Origin of the sequence: Myroides sp. DW712 (assembly GCF_046557355.1) — a bacterium.
In the GTDB taxonomy this organism is placed as follows: Bacteria; Bacteroidota; Bacteroidia; order Flavobacteriales; family Flavobacteriaceae; genus Flavobacterium.
Window position 1 is genome coordinate 65,828 of sequence record NZ_JBKFDO010000021.1, and the last position, 17,349, is coordinate 83,176.

11 protein-coding genes and 1 riboswitch are annotated in these 17,349 nt (G+C 37.7%); of the genes, 9 read left to right on the plus strand and 2 right to left on the minus strand.

What is annotated here, in order from left to right; translation table 11 throughout:
• Window positions 1–232: 232 nt before the first annotated feature.
• Both ACLJX0_RS14210 and ACLJX0_RS14215 read left to right on the plus strand, forming a co-directional pair.
• On the plus strand, window positions 233–769 hold the full coding sequence (locus ACLJX0_RS14210) for a GNAT family N-acetyltransferase (protein WP_410881329.1): 537 nt from the start codon (window positions 233–235) through the stop codon (window positions 767–769).
• A gap of 85 nt (window positions 770–854) precedes the next feature.
• On the plus strand, window positions 855–1,922 hold the full coding sequence (locus ACLJX0_RS14215) for a GNAT family N-acetyltransferase (RefSeq protein WP_410881331.1): 1,068 nt from the start codon (window positions 855–857) through the stop codon (window positions 1,920–1,922).
• 329 nt (window positions 1,923–2,251) lie between these two features.
• Here ACLJX0_RS14215 and fabG read toward each other — a convergent pair whose 3' ends face one another.
• Together fabG and ACLJX0_RS14225 are read right to left on the minus strand one after the other, a co-directional pair.
• Window positions 2,252–2,998 carry a 3-oxoacyl-[acyl-carrier-protein] reductase gene (gene fabG, locus ACLJX0_RS14220; RefSeq protein ID WP_410881332.1) on the minus strand — a complete coding sequence of 249 codons (747 nt, stop codon included), beginning with the start codon at window positions 2,996–2,998 and terminating at the stop codon, window positions 2,252–2,254.
• A gap of 64 nt (window positions 2,999–3,062) precedes the next feature.
• A complete protein-coding gene (locus tag ACLJX0_RS14225; protein ID WP_410881334.1) occupies window positions 3,063–4,355 on the minus strand; it encodes a Na+/H+ antiporter NhaC family protein in 1,293 nt (430 codons plus the stop codon).
• A gap of 83 nt (window positions 4,356–4,438) precedes the next feature.
• Window positions 4,439–4,544, minus strand: a riboswitch (SAM-I-IV-variant riboswitch).
• A 138-nt stretch (window positions 4,545–4,682) separates the two neighbouring features.
• Between ACLJX0_RS14225 and ACLJX0_RS14230 the strand changes: the two genes are divergently transcribed.
• From ACLJX0_RS14230 to ACLJX0_RS14260, 7 genes are all read left to right on the plus strand, one after another.
• Window positions 4,683–5,177 (plus strand): hypothetical protein, encoded by a 495-nt coding sequence (locus tag ACLJX0_RS14230; RefSeq protein ID WP_410881336.1) that lies wholly within the window; start codon window positions 4,683–4,685, stop codon window positions 5,175–5,177.
• A gap of 209 nt (window positions 5,178–5,386) precedes the next feature.
• Window positions 5,387–6,169 carry a class I SAM-dependent methyltransferase gene (locus tag ACLJX0_RS14235; RefSeq protein ID WP_410881338.1) on the plus strand — a complete coding sequence of 261 codons (783 nt, stop codon included), beginning with the start codon at window positions 5,387–5,389 and terminating at the stop codon, window positions 6,167–6,169.
• A gap of 17 nt (window positions 6,170–6,186) precedes the next feature.
• Window positions 6,187–6,738 (plus strand): putative glycolipid-binding domain-containing protein, encoded by a 552-nt coding sequence (locus ACLJX0_RS14240; protein ID WP_410881340.1) that lies wholly within the window; start codon window positions 6,187–6,189, stop codon window positions 6,736–6,738.
• A 427-nt stretch (window positions 6,739–7,165) separates the two neighbouring features.
• Window positions 7,166–9,091, plus strand: a complete 1,926-nt coding sequence (locus ACLJX0_RS14245; protein ID WP_410881342.1) for an LTA synthase family protein — start codon at window positions 7,166–7,168, stop codon at window positions 9,089–9,091.
• Window positions 9,092–9,282: 191 nt separating this feature from the next.
• Window positions 9,283–10,896, plus strand: a complete 1,614-nt coding sequence (locus ACLJX0_RS14250; RefSeq protein WP_410881344.1) for a CTP synthase — start codon at window positions 9,283–9,285, stop codon at window positions 10,894–10,896.
• Between the two features lie 47 nt (window positions 10,897–10,943).
• Window positions 10,944–12,842 (plus strand): membrane protein insertase YidC, encoded by a 1,899-nt coding sequence (gene yidC, locus ACLJX0_RS14255; protein ID WP_410881346.1) that lies wholly within the window; start codon window positions 10,944–10,946, stop codon window positions 12,840–12,842.
• Between the two features lie 468 nt (window positions 12,843–13,310).
• A partial coding sequence (locus ACLJX0_RS14260; protein ID WP_410881348.1) for an MBG domain-containing protein occupies window positions 13,311–17,349 on the plus strand: 4,039 nt, incomplete at its 3' end.

A 17,349-nucleotide genomic window follows, 5' to 3' on the forward strand; every position in this document is an offset into this window, starting at 1 on the left:
ATAAATTCCCCTGTTTTTTTTTACTATAGTAAGAATGAGACGGATATCGCCGAAAAGAAAATTTAAAATGAAAGATTGAATTATATATTTTCAGGATTATGCGAGTAAAATTCTCTGCCTTTTCTAGCACAGAAGAGGGATTGGATGCGAATTATCTTGTATCTTTGCTCCAGAAATAAGGACTAAGCGAATACATAAGCCCTTTGTTCGTCCAAATCAATGCAGTAATTTTATGAAATTTGATACAAATTTGACCTTTTCAAGTGATCGCTTGAAATTTAGTATTGTGAATGACCACTATGTGGATGACATCTTTACAGCGTTAACCCCAACGGTAGCAAAATACCTCCCTTTTATCCCCACAGGCAAAAAAGAAGACACTTTCGGGTTTGTGGCCTATAGTTTAGGTCAATTGGAAAAACAAAAAGATATTACCTTAGTGGCAACCAATAAGGAGACAGGTGAATTTATCGGCTGTTGTGGAATACACGATATAGGTGAAGAATCAATCTCTTTGGGTATTTGGTTAAAGGAAAGTGCCAGTGGAAAAGGATATGGAACCGAAGTTATCCAAGCGTTAGAACAATTTGTTTTTGAGCATATTCCCGTAGATTACTTGATTTATAATGTAGATAAAAACAACGCAGGCAGTGTGCATATTGCAGAAAAATTAGGATATGTGTACCACAGTGGTTTTCTCCGTCAGGTAAGTGAAGAAAAAACATTAGATATGTTGCATTATCGAAAAGATCACGCGACAAAAAAATAAAACAAACGAAAAAGTAATACACTAAAAAGTTCAGGTTGATTGAAAAGGTCAAGTTGAACTTTTTTAGTTTAATTCCCATGTAAAAATGAAGCCCATATCCAGCCAAATACAGGAATCGCTTTGGAAGCTTTCCTTTATAGAAGAAACAGAACGCGAATTAGCGGCAACGTTAGAAGCAGTAGGTCGAGGAGAAACCACCTGGTCAACCGTTCTTGCCCAATTGGAAACTTTAGATGTGCTTTCTGTGGTGTACCTGCGTTTGATTCAAGATTTACGTACTCATTTTGTTGCTGTAGCCGTTCCAATAGAACGAGAAGTACAGCTGCGACTTTGGTTGGTTTTGTTACAAAAAATGGGACGCTATTGGAACACGTATCGCCTTGTTGAAAGGGAGCCTAGACAAACAGAGGAAGAGTGGTTGGAGACGCTAGTACATGCGGATCAAGCGACAGTAGAGCAATGGACCTGGTTTCAGCTTTTACAGCTCATCTTAGAAGCGAGAGCAGAACTTGAAGAGTTAGAACCTATGAATTTTATTCAAGCTGGAATCAAACAAGAAATCCTTTTAATTATCGGAATGGTTGAACCACAAAAGCGCCTTGTTTTTGATGAAGAACACCAATGGCAAACAGAACACTTGTGGTTTCGAAAAATACAACCTACCGATGGCTCTTACTTGCAGCAGTATTTCACTCCAAATATTGGACGCTATTTGAGCATTGATTCTTTTGCCCATCCTGCGATAGTGGCTGCTTATATCCAACAATCCCAAGTCGAAATGAAACAAGGAACCTGTTTAGTATTGCTGGTGTTTGAACGCGATTCGCAAGCTTTTGTAGGTTGTTTGACCTTGAACGACATCCATCAATATTCCGTTGAAATTGGATTGTGGGTGAGTGAAAACCAACAGGGCATAGGCTATGGCACTGCTTTGTTAAAGCAAGCGATTGCTATCATTGAGCGTAGTATTCCCACTCAGCAAATCATTTATACGGTGGAAAAAGAAAATCAACGCAGTATTGCCCTTTGTGAGAAATGGGGATTTCAGTTGGAAGAAGAGCTTATTTTAGAACCTACACCTTTAAAGAACAAGTATAGAGCCATGTTGAGGTATGTTCGTGGGGCGAAATTACAAGGATTGATGACGAGGTGAGGTGAGATAGCAGTTTACACAAAGAACAAAGAGCGAATAACGAAGAGTAAAGAATAATAGCGATTTAGATAAGGGCTTGTTCGACAGTGCTGCGACAGTGCTGCGACAGTGCTCCGAGAATACTAGGAAAACATTGCTTTTTGTTGGAGAAAGGTTGAAGAGAGGTTGGAGAGAGGTTGAAGAGAGGTTGAAGAGAGGTTGGGTTTATCCCTTACAAGAAAATCGCTTTTACTACGGGTGGTTTTTATAAAAACCCATATGCCAAACAACAAAAAACAAAAAAAGGCCACCCTAAAAAGGTAGCCTTATTTTATCTTATCTGCTATTGCTTAGGTTAACATTCCACCATCTACGTTGATTACTTGACCTGTAATATACGCAGACATATCTGAAGCTAAGAATACACAAGCATTTGCTATATCTTCTGGTCTTCCTCCGCGTTTTAATGGAATGGCATCTGTCCATCCTTTTACTACGTCTTCTGCTAATTTTCCTGTCATCTCTGTTTCAATAAATCCTGGTGCAATTACGTTACAACGGATATTTCTTGATCCTAGTTCTAACGCTACTGATTTCGAAAATCCAATTACACCTGCTTTAGAAGCTGCATAATTCGCTTGTCCTGCATTTCCTTTTACTCCTACAACAGAACTCATATTGATAATAGAGCCTTTTCTGTTCTTTAAAAACGTGCGTTGTACGGCTTTTGTCATGTTAAATACCGATTTCAAGTTTACCTCAATAACCGCATCAAAATCCTGTTCCGACATTCTCATCAACAAGTTGTCTTTTGTAATACCTGCATTATTAATTAAAATATCAATATTACCAAAGTCTTTTAGTACTTCCTCTACCAATTGTTCTGCTGCTACATATTCTGCTGCATTGGATTGATATCCTTTAGCTTGAACGCCTAAAGCTACTAATTCGCTTACTAATTCATCAGCTGCTTGTACAGATGAGCTATACGTAAACGCCACATTAGCTCCATGCTCAGCAAATGCTAAAGCTACACCTCTACCAATTCCGCGTGTAGCACCGGTAATAATTGCTATCTTTCCTTCTAATAATTTCATGTATATTCAAATTTTATTTCGACAAAGCGCAAATATAAACATTTTGTAATTTGCTCATACTATTTTACGTGGTTTGTACTTCTTTTCTAAAGAATACCATATAAAATAGGGTAACGACCAATAGAAAAGCGAAATAATATCCATGTTCAACTAATTCAATATAGCCGAGTTTCTTATTGGTAAAGCTCAGTAAGATAAGAATTTGTGCGCCATAAGGCAAAATACCCTGTACAATACAGGCAAAAATATCTAAAACAGAAGCAACATAGGGGCGATTTAGTTTGTATTCGGTGGCTACATCGTTGGCTAAATTTCCAGCTACTAAAATAGAAACCGTATTGTTTGCTACACATACACCTATACTTGAAACGAGAGAAGCGATACCAAACACAGCACCTTTACTTGTTTTAATTCGCTTTTGCATGGTTTTTAAAATCCACGCAATTCCCCCTTGCTGTTCAATCATACGGGCTAAACCTCCAGTAAACATGGACAACAAAAAGATTTCTGTCATGGAAGTAAATCCATCATAAGTAAGACTCGCCAATCCTACTACATCAAAATCAGCTTGTACTAACCCAATAATTCCCGCAGCCAAAATCCCTAAACCCAACGCTATAAAAACTTGGATGCCAACCAAAGCTAGTATAATCGTAAAAATATAGGGAATCAACAAGGTATAGTTAGTTTGTTCATCTAAATGTAACGCCACTGTTGGGGCATCATTTTTCATGAACACAAGTACAACAATCGTTGCAAGGGCTGCTGGAATGGCTATTTTAAAATTAGCTTTAAATTTGTCCTTCATTTCACATCCCATGGTCTGCGTAGCTGTAATTGTGGTATCTGAAATCACAGATAGATTATCACCAAACATAGCGCCCCCTAATAAGGCACCGCATAACAACCCCATAGAACTCCCTGTTTTTTCTGCAAGTCCAACGACAATTGGACCTAATGCCACAATAGTTCCTACCGAAGTTCCAATAGAGAGAGACAAAAAACAAGAGATAACGAAGATTCCTACACCTAAATAAGCCACTGGAATATACGTTAATCCGATATGTACCATAGCATCGACTCCTCCAATAGCTTTGGTGATGGTGGCAAAAGCACCAGCCAGTAAATAAATCAGACACATGGTGATAATCTTGCTATCTCCACAGCCTTCTATTAACGCTGTAATGCGATCGCTTATTGGAGTTTTATAAAAGAGAACAAAAGCCGTTATAATTCCCAAGCACATGGCTATAGGCGAAGGCAATTGATAAAAGTTATCCAAGGCTATACCGCTCCCTAAAAAGATAGCAACAAAGACAAAAAAGGGAATAAGAGTGTAAAATTTGTTGTTTGACATGGTTTATTTTTTTCCTTCCTAAAAACAAGTGTAACGAGAACTGGCTGAAAAAAAATACTACATAAATCATACCTAAGTGTGGTATTCACAACATTTTTTCCATTACTGGCTTATCGTTTGCAGCACCTTGCTTGTTGTTGCAGGTTGCTATTTTTCTACTTGTTTTTAGAAAAATTCCTGATAATTAAGGGGCAAATGTAAACCTTTTATTTAAAAAGGACAATAAAAAAAGTTATATATTTCCTTTTCTTCATTTTCTTTCATTTGTTTCATAATCCTCTTGGATTGCTTATTTTTGCATGCTTAAACTAAAAATTAAATAAGAAAATGAGAAAATTGCTGCTTTCAATCGGATTCGTCGGGCTTGTTGCTACAGCTTCTTTTGCACAAAAAGGAACAAAAAACGCCATAGGCTTACGCTTTGGGGGTAATGCTGGATTAGGGACAGAGATTTCCTACCAAAGAGACTTAATGCGCAACAATCGCTTAGAGGTAAACCTAGGTTTTAGAGACAACAACGACTATAATGCAACAAAGCTAACGGGATTATACGAATGGGTATGGAATATTGAAGGTAACCTCAACTGGTTTGCTGGTGCTGGAGCGGCTGTGGGAAGCTACGACTACAAATATCACTACCATGGTAAACGATTCAAAGAAGACGGTACGTTTGGTTTGCTAACTGGAACTATCGGTCTGGAATACAACCTAGATATTCCATTGCAAATTGCCATTGATGCACGTCCAGAATTATACTTAAACAATGCGTATCGCGATGGTTTATACCTGGATTTAGGTATAGCTGTACGCTATAAATTTTAAGGGTAAACCCTTTTCTCTTTTCTCTTATAACGATATGAAATAGCGAGGTTTCCTCGCTATTTTGGTTTACGGTTTACCTTTGCGGTTGACCTTACCACCAAGCCACCACTAAAAAAAGAAGTAAATTACATTTGAATAATAAAAGTAAAAGTGATATTTTTAAGATTCAGTTGAACTAAATCAGCTGAGTTTAAAAAGAGTGTTATCATTTGGAAGACTTTATACAACACAATCAAAAAGCCTGGGACAGTCAAGCGAAAGCGAATGTTCCTTGGTCTCAACCTGTTAGTAGTGAACAGATAGAAAAAGCAAAAAAAGGAGAATGGGAGTTATATATACTTCCCACTAGCCTAGATAAAACGTGGATTGGAGCAATCGAAGGGAAAAGAGTCTTGTGTTTAGCTTCGGCAGGTGGGCAACAAGGACCGATATTAGCTGCGCTTGGCGCAGAAGTAGTGGTCTATGACTTGTCAGCAGAACAGTTACAAAAAGACCAAATGGTTGCTGATAGAGATCAACTAACACTTACTATTGAACAAGGAGATATGTCTGATTTAAGTCGCTTTGAGGAACAATCCTTTGACCTGATTGTACATCCTATTTCCAATTTATATGTGTCGGATGTAAATCTCGTGTGGAAAGAATGCTCCCGTGTACTGAAAAAAGGCGGAATATTAATCAGTAGTTTTTACAATCCGGTTGTCTTTGTAGAAGATCGCAAAAGCATGTACAAGGAACAAGGATTGATTCAACCGCGTTTTAAAATCCCTTATGCGGATGTAACCGATTTAACTAAGGAAGAATTACAACAAAAAATAGACAAAGGAGAGGCTGTTGTTTTTGGGCATAGCCTCAAAGATTTGATTGGCGGACAAACTAAAGCAGGATTAGCCATTGTGGATTATGAAGAGGCGTGGCAACCCAATCCGCGTTTTGTTATTGATGCCTATATCCCAACCTTTATAGCCACATTAGCTATAAAATTAAACTAATGCAGTACGTGTACAAAATGGAAAAAAAAGTAACTTGGCTCGGTGTGGATGCTATTTCTGTAGAGCATTTCTCAATCATCGAAAAAGAAGGTAGTTTTCACTGTAAAGGAGAGCTAGTGGGGAATAAAAATAATCGTATTTATGGTGTTGAATATCAATTAGTTGTTACTTCTAATTGGGAAACGCGCTTTTTTGATATTCGCTGTCAAGAAGGCCACCGTTTTTTTCAGTTGAGCGGACATAAATTAAGTGAACAATGGATGATTGACGAACAAGAACATCCTCATTTAAAAGATTGCCTTGACATTGATATTACAGTTACTCCTTTTACCAATACATTGCCTATTAATCGTTTGAAACTTGAAATAGGGGAGACAAAGACCATTCAAGTCCTGTATATCAATCCGCTAGAAGGAAATTTTACGTTGGTTCATCAAGAATACACGAAGTTGACTCCCGATACCTACCAGTATAAAAATAGTTGGAGTGATTTTGAGGCAACAATTCAAGTCGATGAGCAGGGGTTGGTTCGCGATTATCCTGGTTTGTTTAAGCGTTTGTCACTATAATAGATTAAAATATAAGTCGCTTTTAGTTAAAAAAGAGCTATTTCACCTTAGAAATAGCTCTTTTTTTTGGAATAAATTTAGGTAATGCTTTAGTTTAGCCAGGCCTTTTTCTTAAAGATAATCTACATTTTGAAAGTAGGGGCATTGTTAAGCGTGAAAGACTTAAATGATGTTGGGCTAAAGTTTGATGTCGTTAGGGACTAACAAAAAAACAGTATTGTTCTTGCGTATCCAAATAAACGAAAAACTACCACAAATAAAGGGGCAGGAGAACAATTGATTCTTTATTGTTTTTGGCCAATTTTCTTTTTAAAGATGACAGTTAGCGCTAAAGAAGAGAGTTATATAAAAAGAATTGCCTCCACATTGAGCTAAAGCCCTAGAAATACTTAAATTTGTAATTCAATTTTTAAATTAGAAATCTAGTATGCTTTCCAATCGCTTTAGATTAAACGAAATGTTGGTATTGACCTATCGACTTTTTTTAGCCTTCTTTTTTTACTTTATAGCGCGAGTTTTATTCTATCTCTATAATAGTGATTTACTTGCCGTTGATTCTGTGGGGCAATTTATGAAATTGGCCTATCACGGATTGACTTTTGATCGAATGGCTATTTTCTATGTCAATGGATTGTTTATCCTCTTATCCATTATCCCTATTTTTAAAAGTACATCCAAAGGATACCAAAAGGTGGTTTTTTGGAGCTATATTATTCCGAATTTAGTCGCTTATGCCACTAATTTTATCGACTTTATTTACTACCGTTTTATCTATGCCCGTACGACAATTGCCGTATTTGATAGCTTAGAACACGAATCAAATAAAGGACAATTGTTCTTAAACTTCTTAGTGAACTACTGGCATGTATTTGCTTTGTGTATAGGTCTTTGTGTTTTATGGGTATACTTGTACAAACGCGTGAAATTTACCAAGCCACTAGAAATAGAAAGTAAAAAGAATTACTTTATTTCCAGTGCTTTTATTTTTGTCGTTGTTGTTGTTGGATTTATTGCAGGTGTGCGTGGTGATTTGAAGAAAACTACGCGTCCCTTGAATATTATCGATGCGAATCGTCACGTTGAAAAACCTGAACACGCCGATATCGTATTGAATACGCCTTTCGCTATTTTGCGCACTATTGGCAAGACAAGTTTCAAGAAGGTTGAATATATGGACGAAGCGACCATGAATCGCTATGTTAGTGGTACAAAACAGTACTATTCAACAGATCCGTCAACACCAAATATTGTTTTGTTCATTACAGAGAGTTATGCAAGAGAATATATAGGAGCTTTTAATCAAGAGATGAATATTCCCAATTTCAAAAGCTATACTCCGTTTATTGATTCTTTGGCACAACACAGTTTGATTTTTCCGAATGCTTTTGCCAATGGATATAAATCTATTCATGGGGTATCTTCTGTTATTGCGGGTATTCCATCATTTAAAGATGCTTTTACGTCTTCGCCATTTCCCAAACAAAAAATAGAATCGTTGGTATCTACGTTGAAGTCAAAAGGATATGATACGTCGTTTTTCCATGGGGCACCTAATGGGTCTATGGGCTTCTTAGGATTTGGTAATATTTTGGGGTATGACCATTATTATGGAAAAACCGAATACAATAACGATGACGATTTTGATGGTACTTGGGGTATTTGGGATGAGCCTTTCTTCCAATATATGCGTCAAACCTTAAACGAGAAAAAAGGGCCGTTTTTTGCCACACTATTTACTGTATCGTCTCATGAACCGTTTAATGTGCCAGAACAATACAAAGGAAAATTTCCTAAGGGAAATCAACAAATTCACCAAACGGTAGGGTATACAGACTATGCATTTAAGCGCTTCTTTGAAGAAAGTAGCAAAGAACCCTGGTTTAAAAATACTATTTTTGTGATTACAGCGGATCATACCAACCAAATTGATTATGATGAGTACCGCAAACTAGTAAATCGAACAGCAGTTCCTATTTTATTCTATACGGCTGATGAACGTTATAAAGGTGTAAACAAAGAATTGGCCCAACAAATTGATATTTATCCAACGTTATTGGATATGATTGGCTATGACAAATCCTTTAGAAGTTGGGGGAGAAGCTTGTTGAATGACAGTATTGTCAAACCGTTTACAATCAATTATGGAGCAAATGAATATACGTACCAAGAAGGAAATTACATTGTGCGCTTCAATGGAAAAGAAGTAACTGGATTTTATGCCATCAATGATAAAGGATTGGAACATAATTTGATTCAAAACAAGAACAAAGAGATGCAAGAATTGGAAATGAAGTGTAAGGCTTTTATCCAAGATTACTTTAATCGTATTATTGATAAGCGGTTGGATAAGTAAAATTGGAAAAGGGAGAGGTGCAACGAGCAACAAACAAAAAAGCAAAAAAAAATCATTTTTCTCAGCTAACCACTTTATACAGAAACGAGTAAACTTTAAAGTTATTTTACGACTTTTAAAATTAGAAGAATCACAGGAAATGTTGTATTTTTGCCAAGTTTTATTCTTTACAACACAACAAATACATATAAATGAGACAAGCTAAGTATATTTTCGTGACAGGGGGCGTTACGTCATCCTTAGGAAAAGGAATTATAGCAGCATCGCTGGCAAAACTATTGCAAGCGAGAGGTTATTCTACAACCATTCAAAAATTTGACCCGTATATCAACGTGGATCCAGGTACGTTAAACCCATATGAGCATGGCGAATGTTTCGTAACGGATGATGGAGCAGAAACTGATTTGGATTTAGGTCACTATGAGCGATTCTTGAATGTTCCAACTTCTCAAGCGAACAACGTAACAACGGGTCGCGTTTATTTGTCTGTGATTGAAAAAGAAAGAAGAGGAGAGTTTTTAGGTAAAACAGTACAAGTAGTTCCGCATATCACCAATGAGATCAAAGATCGCATGCAGTTACTTGGTAAAACAGGAGACTATGATATTGTGATTACTGAAATCGGTGGAACGGTAGGGGATATTGAATCCTTGCCCTATATCGAATCTGTTCGTCAGTTGTTATGGGAATTAGGAGATAACAATGCTATTGTGGTACACTTGACGTTAGTTCCTTACTTAGCAGCAGCGGGTGAGTTGAAAACAAAACCAACACAACACTCGGTAAAAACATTAATGGAAAGTGGAATCAAAGCGGATATCTTAGTATGTAGAACAGAGCACAACTTAAGTTCTGAAATCCGTCAAAAATTAGCGCAATTCTGCAACGTAAAACCAGAAGCAGTAATTCAGTCTATCGATGCAGAAACGATTTATGACGTTCCGAATCTAATGTTGCAAGAAGGATTAGATAAAGTAGCCTTAAAACGCTTGGATTTACCTGAAAAACAAACACCAGATTTAGTCAAATGGAATGAGTTTATTCACCGTTTAAAATTTCCAAACCACATTGTAAATATTGGTTTAGTAGGAAAATATGTTGAATTACAAGATTCATACAAATCCATTCTAGAAGCCTTAGTACACGGTGGTGCACAAAACCAAGCCAAAGTAAATATCATTACGATTCAATCGGATTTAATCACAGCAACCAATGTGAGCGATAAATTGAAAAACTTAGATGCTATCTTAGTTGCTCCAGGATTTGGATCACGTGGTATTGAGGGAAAAATTGAAACTGTAAAATACGCAAGAGAGAACAAAATCCCATTCTTGGGAATCTGTTTAGGAATGCAAATGGCTGTTATTGAATATGCTAGAAACGTTCTGGGCTATCAAACAGCTAATACCACTGAAGTAAACGAAAGTACACAATATCCTGTAATTACCTTTATGGAAGATCAAAAAGACATTACAGACAAAGGAGGTACGATGCGTTTAGGGGGATGGGATTGTAAATTGAAAGAAGGTTCTAAGATATTTGATATCTATGGAAACAGTATGATCAATGAGCGTCACCGTCACCGTTATGAATTCAACAACCAATATTTAGAAGATTTCGAAAAAGCAGGATTAACAGCTTCAGGATGGAATCCAGAAACAGGATTAATCGAAATTGTCGAATTGGATACGCATCCATTCTTTGTTGGAGTTCAATTCCACCCAGAGTATAAAAGTACGGTAGCAAAACCGCACCCTCTTTTTGTTCATTTTGTAAAAGCAGCGATTGATTATAAATCAAATTAATAAGACGCTTTTTTATATCATAAATTTTATCACTTACCAATTAAGTAATGGAGAAAAAAAAATTAGATCGTAACAGTATTATAGGCTTTGTCATTATCGCCGGATTGCTGATTTGGATGATGTTGAATAACATCAATAAAGAGCAGGAGTCTATCAAGAAAGATACTGAATTAGCAGAGAAAGAAGTTGTAAAACAAGAACAAGCCGCTACCTTTGAAAAAGCACTTCAAGCCCCGGTAGAGGGAGATTCGTTACAAACAGAACAAGTTCGTGCTACATTCGGACCTTTTGCTTATAGTGCAATGTTACCAGCAGCTAAAGGAGGAACTACAACATTAAAATCAGACTTACTTACGCTTGAAGTTGATAATAAAGGAGGTAAATTATCGCATGTAGTTGTTAATGATTTCAAACGTTTCAGTAAAGATTCAGATGAAATCGTTGCTTTAATTAAAGATCACAACGCAAAATTTAATTTACAACTACATACGAACGACAATCGCGTATTCAATACGGAAGACTTATACTTTGAGCCTACTTTAACTAAAGAAGGAGAAAACCAAGTATTAGCGATGCGTTTAAAAGCCTCTGAAACGGAGTTTTTAGAATACCGTTATGTATTGAAACCGAATGATTATATGTTGGATTTCTCTATCCGTACACAAGGATTGAGTAAAATCGTAGATGCATCTAAAACTCCAGCACTAAACTGGGAAATGAAAACGTACCGCAATGAGAAAAGTATTGCATACGAAAATAGATATGTGCGCTTATACTATGAGCATGAAAAAGGAAAAGACAATAACTTAAGTGAATCAAGTAAAGATGATTCAAAAGAGCTGAAAGACGTTTCTTATATCGCGTACAAACAACATTTCTTTACGTCAATCTTATTGACAAATAAGAATTTTGAAACAGCTACTTTACATACGAAGAATTTAGTTGCAGACGAAAAAGTAGATACTGTATTTACCAAACAATTTGCTAGTACAATTCCATTGGCATATAGCAATGGAGAGTTAAATTATGATATGAATTGGTATTTTGGTCCATCAGACTACAAAATATTAAAATCATACGATCGTAATTTAGATAATATCGTTCCTTTAGGATGGGGAATTTTCGGATGGATTAACCGTTTCTTATTTATTCCAGTATTTGGTTTGTTAACAAGCTTCTTACCGTATGGAATTGGTATTATTGTCTTGACGATTTTAGTGCGTTTATTCACATCTCCATTAACGTATAAATCATACGTTTCTCAAGCGAAAATGAAAATGATTCGCCCAGAGGTGAATGAATTGAATGAGAAGTTCAAGAATGACCCAATGAAGAAACAACAAGAGACCATGAAGTTGTATTCGAAAGCGGGTGTGAATCCAATGGCCGGTTGTATTCCTGCCTTACTACAGATTCCAATCTTCTATTCGTTATTCCAATTCTTCCCATCGTCATTTGATTTAAGACAAAAGAGCTTCTTATGGGCAGACGATTTATCGTCCTATGACTCGGTGTTGCAATTGCCATTTAATATTCCTTTCTATGGTAATCACGTGAGTTTATTCCCGCTATTAGCTTCTATCGCGATTTTCTTCTATATGAAGATGACAACAGGAGATCAACAAATGGCTCAACCAACGCAAGAAGGAATGCCAGATATGAGTAAGATCATGAAAATTATGATTTACATCTCTCCATTGATGATGTTATTCTTCTTTAATAACTATGCTTCAGGTTTATCGTTGTACTATTTCATCTCGAACTCGATTACAATTGGAATTATGTATGTAATTAAAAACCACATTGTAAAAGACGAAAAGATCTTAGCTACAATTGAAGAGAATAAAACCAAAAAGCGTCCACAAGGAAAATGGCAACGCAAAATGCAAGAAATGATGGAACAAGCACAAGAACAGCAACGCTTGAAAGATCAAAATAAAAAGTAGTAAAAAAAGTCTTCTCATTATGGGAAGGCTTTTTTTTTGGTTTTTGGTTTTTGTCCTTCGGTGTATTGTATCGGCACTATCTCTTAAAGTGTGTAAGTTCAAAAATAAAGCTTGGGTTAGGTTTTTAAATTAAATAGAACTCACCAACCCTCACCAACCTCACCAACCCTCACCAACCTCACCAACCTCACCAACCCCCACCAAATCTCACCCAACCTCACCAACCCCCACCCAACCTCACCCAACCTCACCAACCTCACCCAACCTCACCAAATCCCACCCAACCTCACCCAACCTCACCAACCCCCACCAAATCCCGCCAAACCCTCACAAAATCAGTACAATACATTTTGTCCACCCTTTTGTCCACCCCTCATTTTATCTTTTTTTATAGAAAGAATCTAATTTTGCGAAGTATTGAGTGCGTAACTCAGTCCAAAATGAACCGAATATTAGATCTTGTAACGAATGAAAAAAGCGCCTCTTACTTTTTTACTTCCGCTATTTTTGCTGTGGAATATTGTTCTTCATGCACAAACCTATCAACCGCTAAGCCTAGATGGGTTTAATGAAGATGTGATTGCCAATGGAGTTGGAATTGCTTCGTCGAGTACAACTAATGATATGGATGGAGTGTCCTTTTGCCTTCGCAGTTTGGATTGGAAGTTAACGGCCGAATCAATACCACAGACAACAGGATTACCTACAAATGGACGCATTACTTCTCAAGCGTCTACAACACCTAATTTGCCGTTTCAACTTCAAGATTACAGTAGGAATAATGTCATTCAGTTGAAAACTACTGGGAATACGATTACATCTAACGTAGGTGGGCAAGTAAAAGCCCAAAACATCTACATTCTAGCTACTTCTGCTTCTGGTTCTTCTATTTTGCAATGTAAAGTGATTTTTGAAGATGATTCAGTTCAAGCGATAAGTATTACTGTACCTGATTGGTACAATGGAACAACTCTGCCAGTTGCCTATCAAGGATTTGGAAGAGTAAATCGACTGAATAATATGGCGGAAAATTCATCAACTAATCCTAGATTGTATCAGTTTTCGATACCTATTGATCCTGAAAATAAAACGAAAGCAATTAAGTCTATTGCGTTTTCACATGTAGATGGGCAGGGAATTATTAGTGTTTTTGGCGCCACAGCTGAGTTGGTTCCTTCTTGTCCGAATCCGATATCGATTATTATCAATCAAATTACTTCCTCTACCGCTAAAGTTAGTATTACTCCACCAAACATAGCACCGGCTGGAGGATATGATTTCGAAGTGAGAAGCAGTGGAAATCCTAGCTCTGGAACAACAGGATTAGTAATAAGTGGATCTACTATTGCCAGCAATTTAGCCATTGTTTTGGAGCGTTTAGCTAGTGGAGAAACCTTCTATTTTTATGTGAGAGCTAAGTGTAGTGCAAGTGAATTTGGAGATTGGCTAGGTTCCTTTATTTTCACTACCTTATGTGAATCGCGAGACGCTTTTAATGAAAATTTCGAGTCTCAACCTATAGGATCAACAAACAACGCTAGTTTGCCTCCCTGTTGGAGAAAAATCACCACTGGAAATGGGTATCTATACACCAGTAGTGCTTCTGCTTATTCTGGAAGTCACAGTTTATATTTATACAATAGCAATCAAAATACAGGTGATTTATTGGTAGTTTCCCCTCCAACCAATCAGTTAGGAAATGGAGGGTATCGCGTTCGATTTCGAGCGAGGAGTACATCTTCTGCTTTATCAACCTTAAACGTAGTTACCTTAGAAGATCCCAATACGACTGTCGGAATGCAATCTTTAGCAACCATACCATTGACTCCTTCATTTAAAGAGTATTTCGTGGATTTTCCGGCTGGAACGGCTAACTATTTTGGATTAGCCCATGGTTTGAGTGATACGTATCAAGCAATCTATATCGATGATATTCGTTTTGAACCCATTCCTGCTTGTATTGTACCCACCGAATTAACTGTTTCAGCGGTAGGTTTATATACAGCAACCATCGCTTGGACAGCCACGTCATCGCCTAATACGGAAGGATATACGTATGAAATACGAACTTCAGGAGAAGCGGGCAGTGGAAGTACTGGATTAGCTTTTTCAGCACGAGTAGACTCAAATACAAGGACAGTAAACCTTGCTAATCTGGTTCCAGGAACAACGTATCACGCTTATGTAAAAGCGAATTGCACGGCTACAGATGAAAGTTATTGGACTGATGGGGTAGCGTTTACACCCAATTGGTGTATGCCAACCTATCAAAATGGATCCTCTAATCATCGAATTACTGTAGTGAATATTGATGAAATTGGGTTTACCGACCAAATCCCTTCTTACACCCAAAGAGATCGAACAACTGAGTCTATTCCTGATTTACAAGCTGGGAGTAGTTACACGTTTAATGTAACTACTACTGGATATACGGTTATGGGAGTTGCCATTGATTTTAATAACGATGGCGTTTTTGATCAACAGACAGAAGTATTGGCAGTACCTGGTTATATCGCTAACAATACCTATGCATATACGGCTAGTGTGGCTATACCCGATACCATACCTACAGGAAATTATCGCATGCGCATCTGGAATCGCGGAGCGAATGCTGGTGGAGGAATCGGAGCTGATCCCTGTGGCGTTTATAATTATGGGACATGGGCCGATTATACGGTAAAGATTCTAGAGGTTACACCACCTCCTGTTGCTGTAAATCAAGTGTTTTGTAAAAATGAAAATAAAAAAGTAGGTGATTTAATCGCAACTGGCGAAAATATCAAGTGGTATGCTAGTGAAACAGCAACCACTGCGTTGCTACCGTCTACATTATTAAGCAGTGGGACTTATTATGCTACGCAAACCCTTGGAGGAAAAGAGAGTGCGCGTCGAACGCCTATTCAAGTGGAAATAGAGGATCCTAAATTAAATTCGATTAGTGTATCTTCCTCTTTTCAATATGGCACCCAGACCCAAGTGATACTAGTTGGTATTAGAAGTGTGTTGGGACCATACGTTTTAACTTGGTATGAAACGGAAATAGGAGGAACGAGTATTCCTACACCCGATACGGCTGCGTTACCCGTAGGCACCCATGTATATTGGGTCAGTACATTTAGTACTGCAGGCTGTGAAAGTAAAAGGAGTAAAATTAGCTTGGTTGTTAATCCATTGACTCTCTATATTATTCCTACAGCCGTAACCAAATTCTATGGAGATGCCGATCCTGAGTTAAGGTATACGATTTATGGCGGCTATAGTGGGGTACCCTTAACAGGAAGTTTAGTTCGAGATCCAGGTGAAAATGTAGGTTCTTATGCGATTCGCCAAGGGACTTTGACCGCTACTGCGAATTATAGTTTGACTATGACTGCGGCCGCCTTGACGATTTCACCCGCTCCATTAACGGTAACTGCAGATGCAAAAACCAAAGAAATGGGGGCAGCCGATCCTATGTTGACCTATCAAGTTTCAGGGTTAAAGAATGGAGAACTAGCAGGTGATGTAGTGAGAGGAAGTTTAACGAGAGATCCGGGGGAAGAAACGGGGATTTATCCCATTACGCAAGGAACATTAGCCTTGACTTCTGCGAATTATGCAATGCGGTACCAACCAGCTAATCTAACGATTCGAACAACCTCTATTGTAGTCAAAGCAAATGACCAAACCAAAGTCTATGGAGATACGGATCCAACATTAACCTATACCATATCGGGATTGGATCCTGCAGTTGATCCAAGTACGGTCTTGAGGGGTAGTTTGTCTCGTGAATCAGGCGAAAGCGTTAGGAGTTATGCCATCACCCAAGGTACATTGACAGCAGTAGCTGGGTATACGTTGCAATTTGAAGCGGCTGATTTGGAAATTACCCCTGCTACTGTAACGGTAACGGCTGATGCGAAAACCAAAGTGTATGGAGATACGGATCCTGTATTAACCTATACGGTTAGTGGATTAAAAGGAACGGATGCTCTTACAGGAAGCTTAGTTCGTGAAGTAGGAGAATCTGTAGGGACGTACGAAATCCAACAGGGAAGTTTAGCTGCATCAACGGATTATACGCTAGTGTATCAAGAAGCGGATTTAACCATTACACCTGCCACAGTTACAGTAAAAGCGGATGCACAAACTAAAGTGTATGGAGATACGGATTCTACATTAACTTATACCGTAACTGGACTACAATATAACGATCAACCAACACAAGTAATAACAGGTATGTTGTCTCGAGAAGAAGGAGAAGAAGTGGGGTCGTACTCCATTAATCAAGGGACAATACAGGCATCCACCAACTATACTTTGGCTTTTCAATCGGCTAATTTGACAATCACCCCCGCTTTACTAACGATCAAAGCGGATGCAAAAACCAAAGTATACGGAGATGCAGATCCTCTATTAACCTATACCCCAATTGGGTTAAAAAATAACGATCAACCAACACAAGTCATAACAGGTATGTTGTCTCGTGAAGAAGGAGAAGAAGTGGGTTCATACTCCATTAATCAAG

What these genes read in the sequence shown, in the direction of transcription:
- ACLJX0_RS14210 (WP_410881329.1), top strand. Translation starts at nt 233, where the DNA reads ATGAAATTTGATACAAATTTGACCTTTTCAAGTGATCGCTTGAAATTT.
- ACLJX0_RS14230 (WP_410881336.1), top strand. Translation starts at nt 4,683, where the DNA reads ATGAGAAAATTGCTGCTTTCAATCGGATTCGTCGGGCTTGTTGCTACA.
- yidC (WP_410881346.1), top strand. Translation starts at nt 10,944, where the DNA reads ATGGAGAAAAAAAAATTAGATCGTAACAGTATTATAGGCTTTGTCATT.
- fabG (WP_410881332.1), bottom strand. Translation starts at nt 2,998, where the DNA reads ATGAAATTATTAGAAGGAAAGATAGCAATTATTACCGGTGCTACACGC.
- ACLJX0_RS14240 (WP_410881340.1), top strand. Translation starts at nt 6,187, where the DNA reads ATGGAAAAAAAAGTAACTTGGCTCGGTGTGGATGCTATTTCTGTAGAG.
- ACLJX0_RS14225 (WP_410881334.1), bottom strand. Translation starts at nt 4,355, where the DNA reads ATGTCAAACAACAAATTTTACACTCTTATTCCCTTTTTTGTCTTTGTT.
- ACLJX0_RS14215 (WP_410881331.1), top strand. Translation starts at nt 855, where the DNA reads ATGAAGCCCATATCCAGCCAAATACAGGAATCGCTTTGGAAGCTTTCC.
- ACLJX0_RS14245 (WP_410881342.1), top strand. Translation starts at nt 7,166, where the DNA reads ATGCTTTCCAATCGCTTTAGATTAAACGAAATGTTGGTATTGACCTAT.
- ACLJX0_RS14250 (WP_410881344.1), top strand. Translation starts at nt 9,283, where the DNA reads ATGAGACAAGCTAAGTATATTTTCGTGACAGGGGGCGTTACGTCATCC.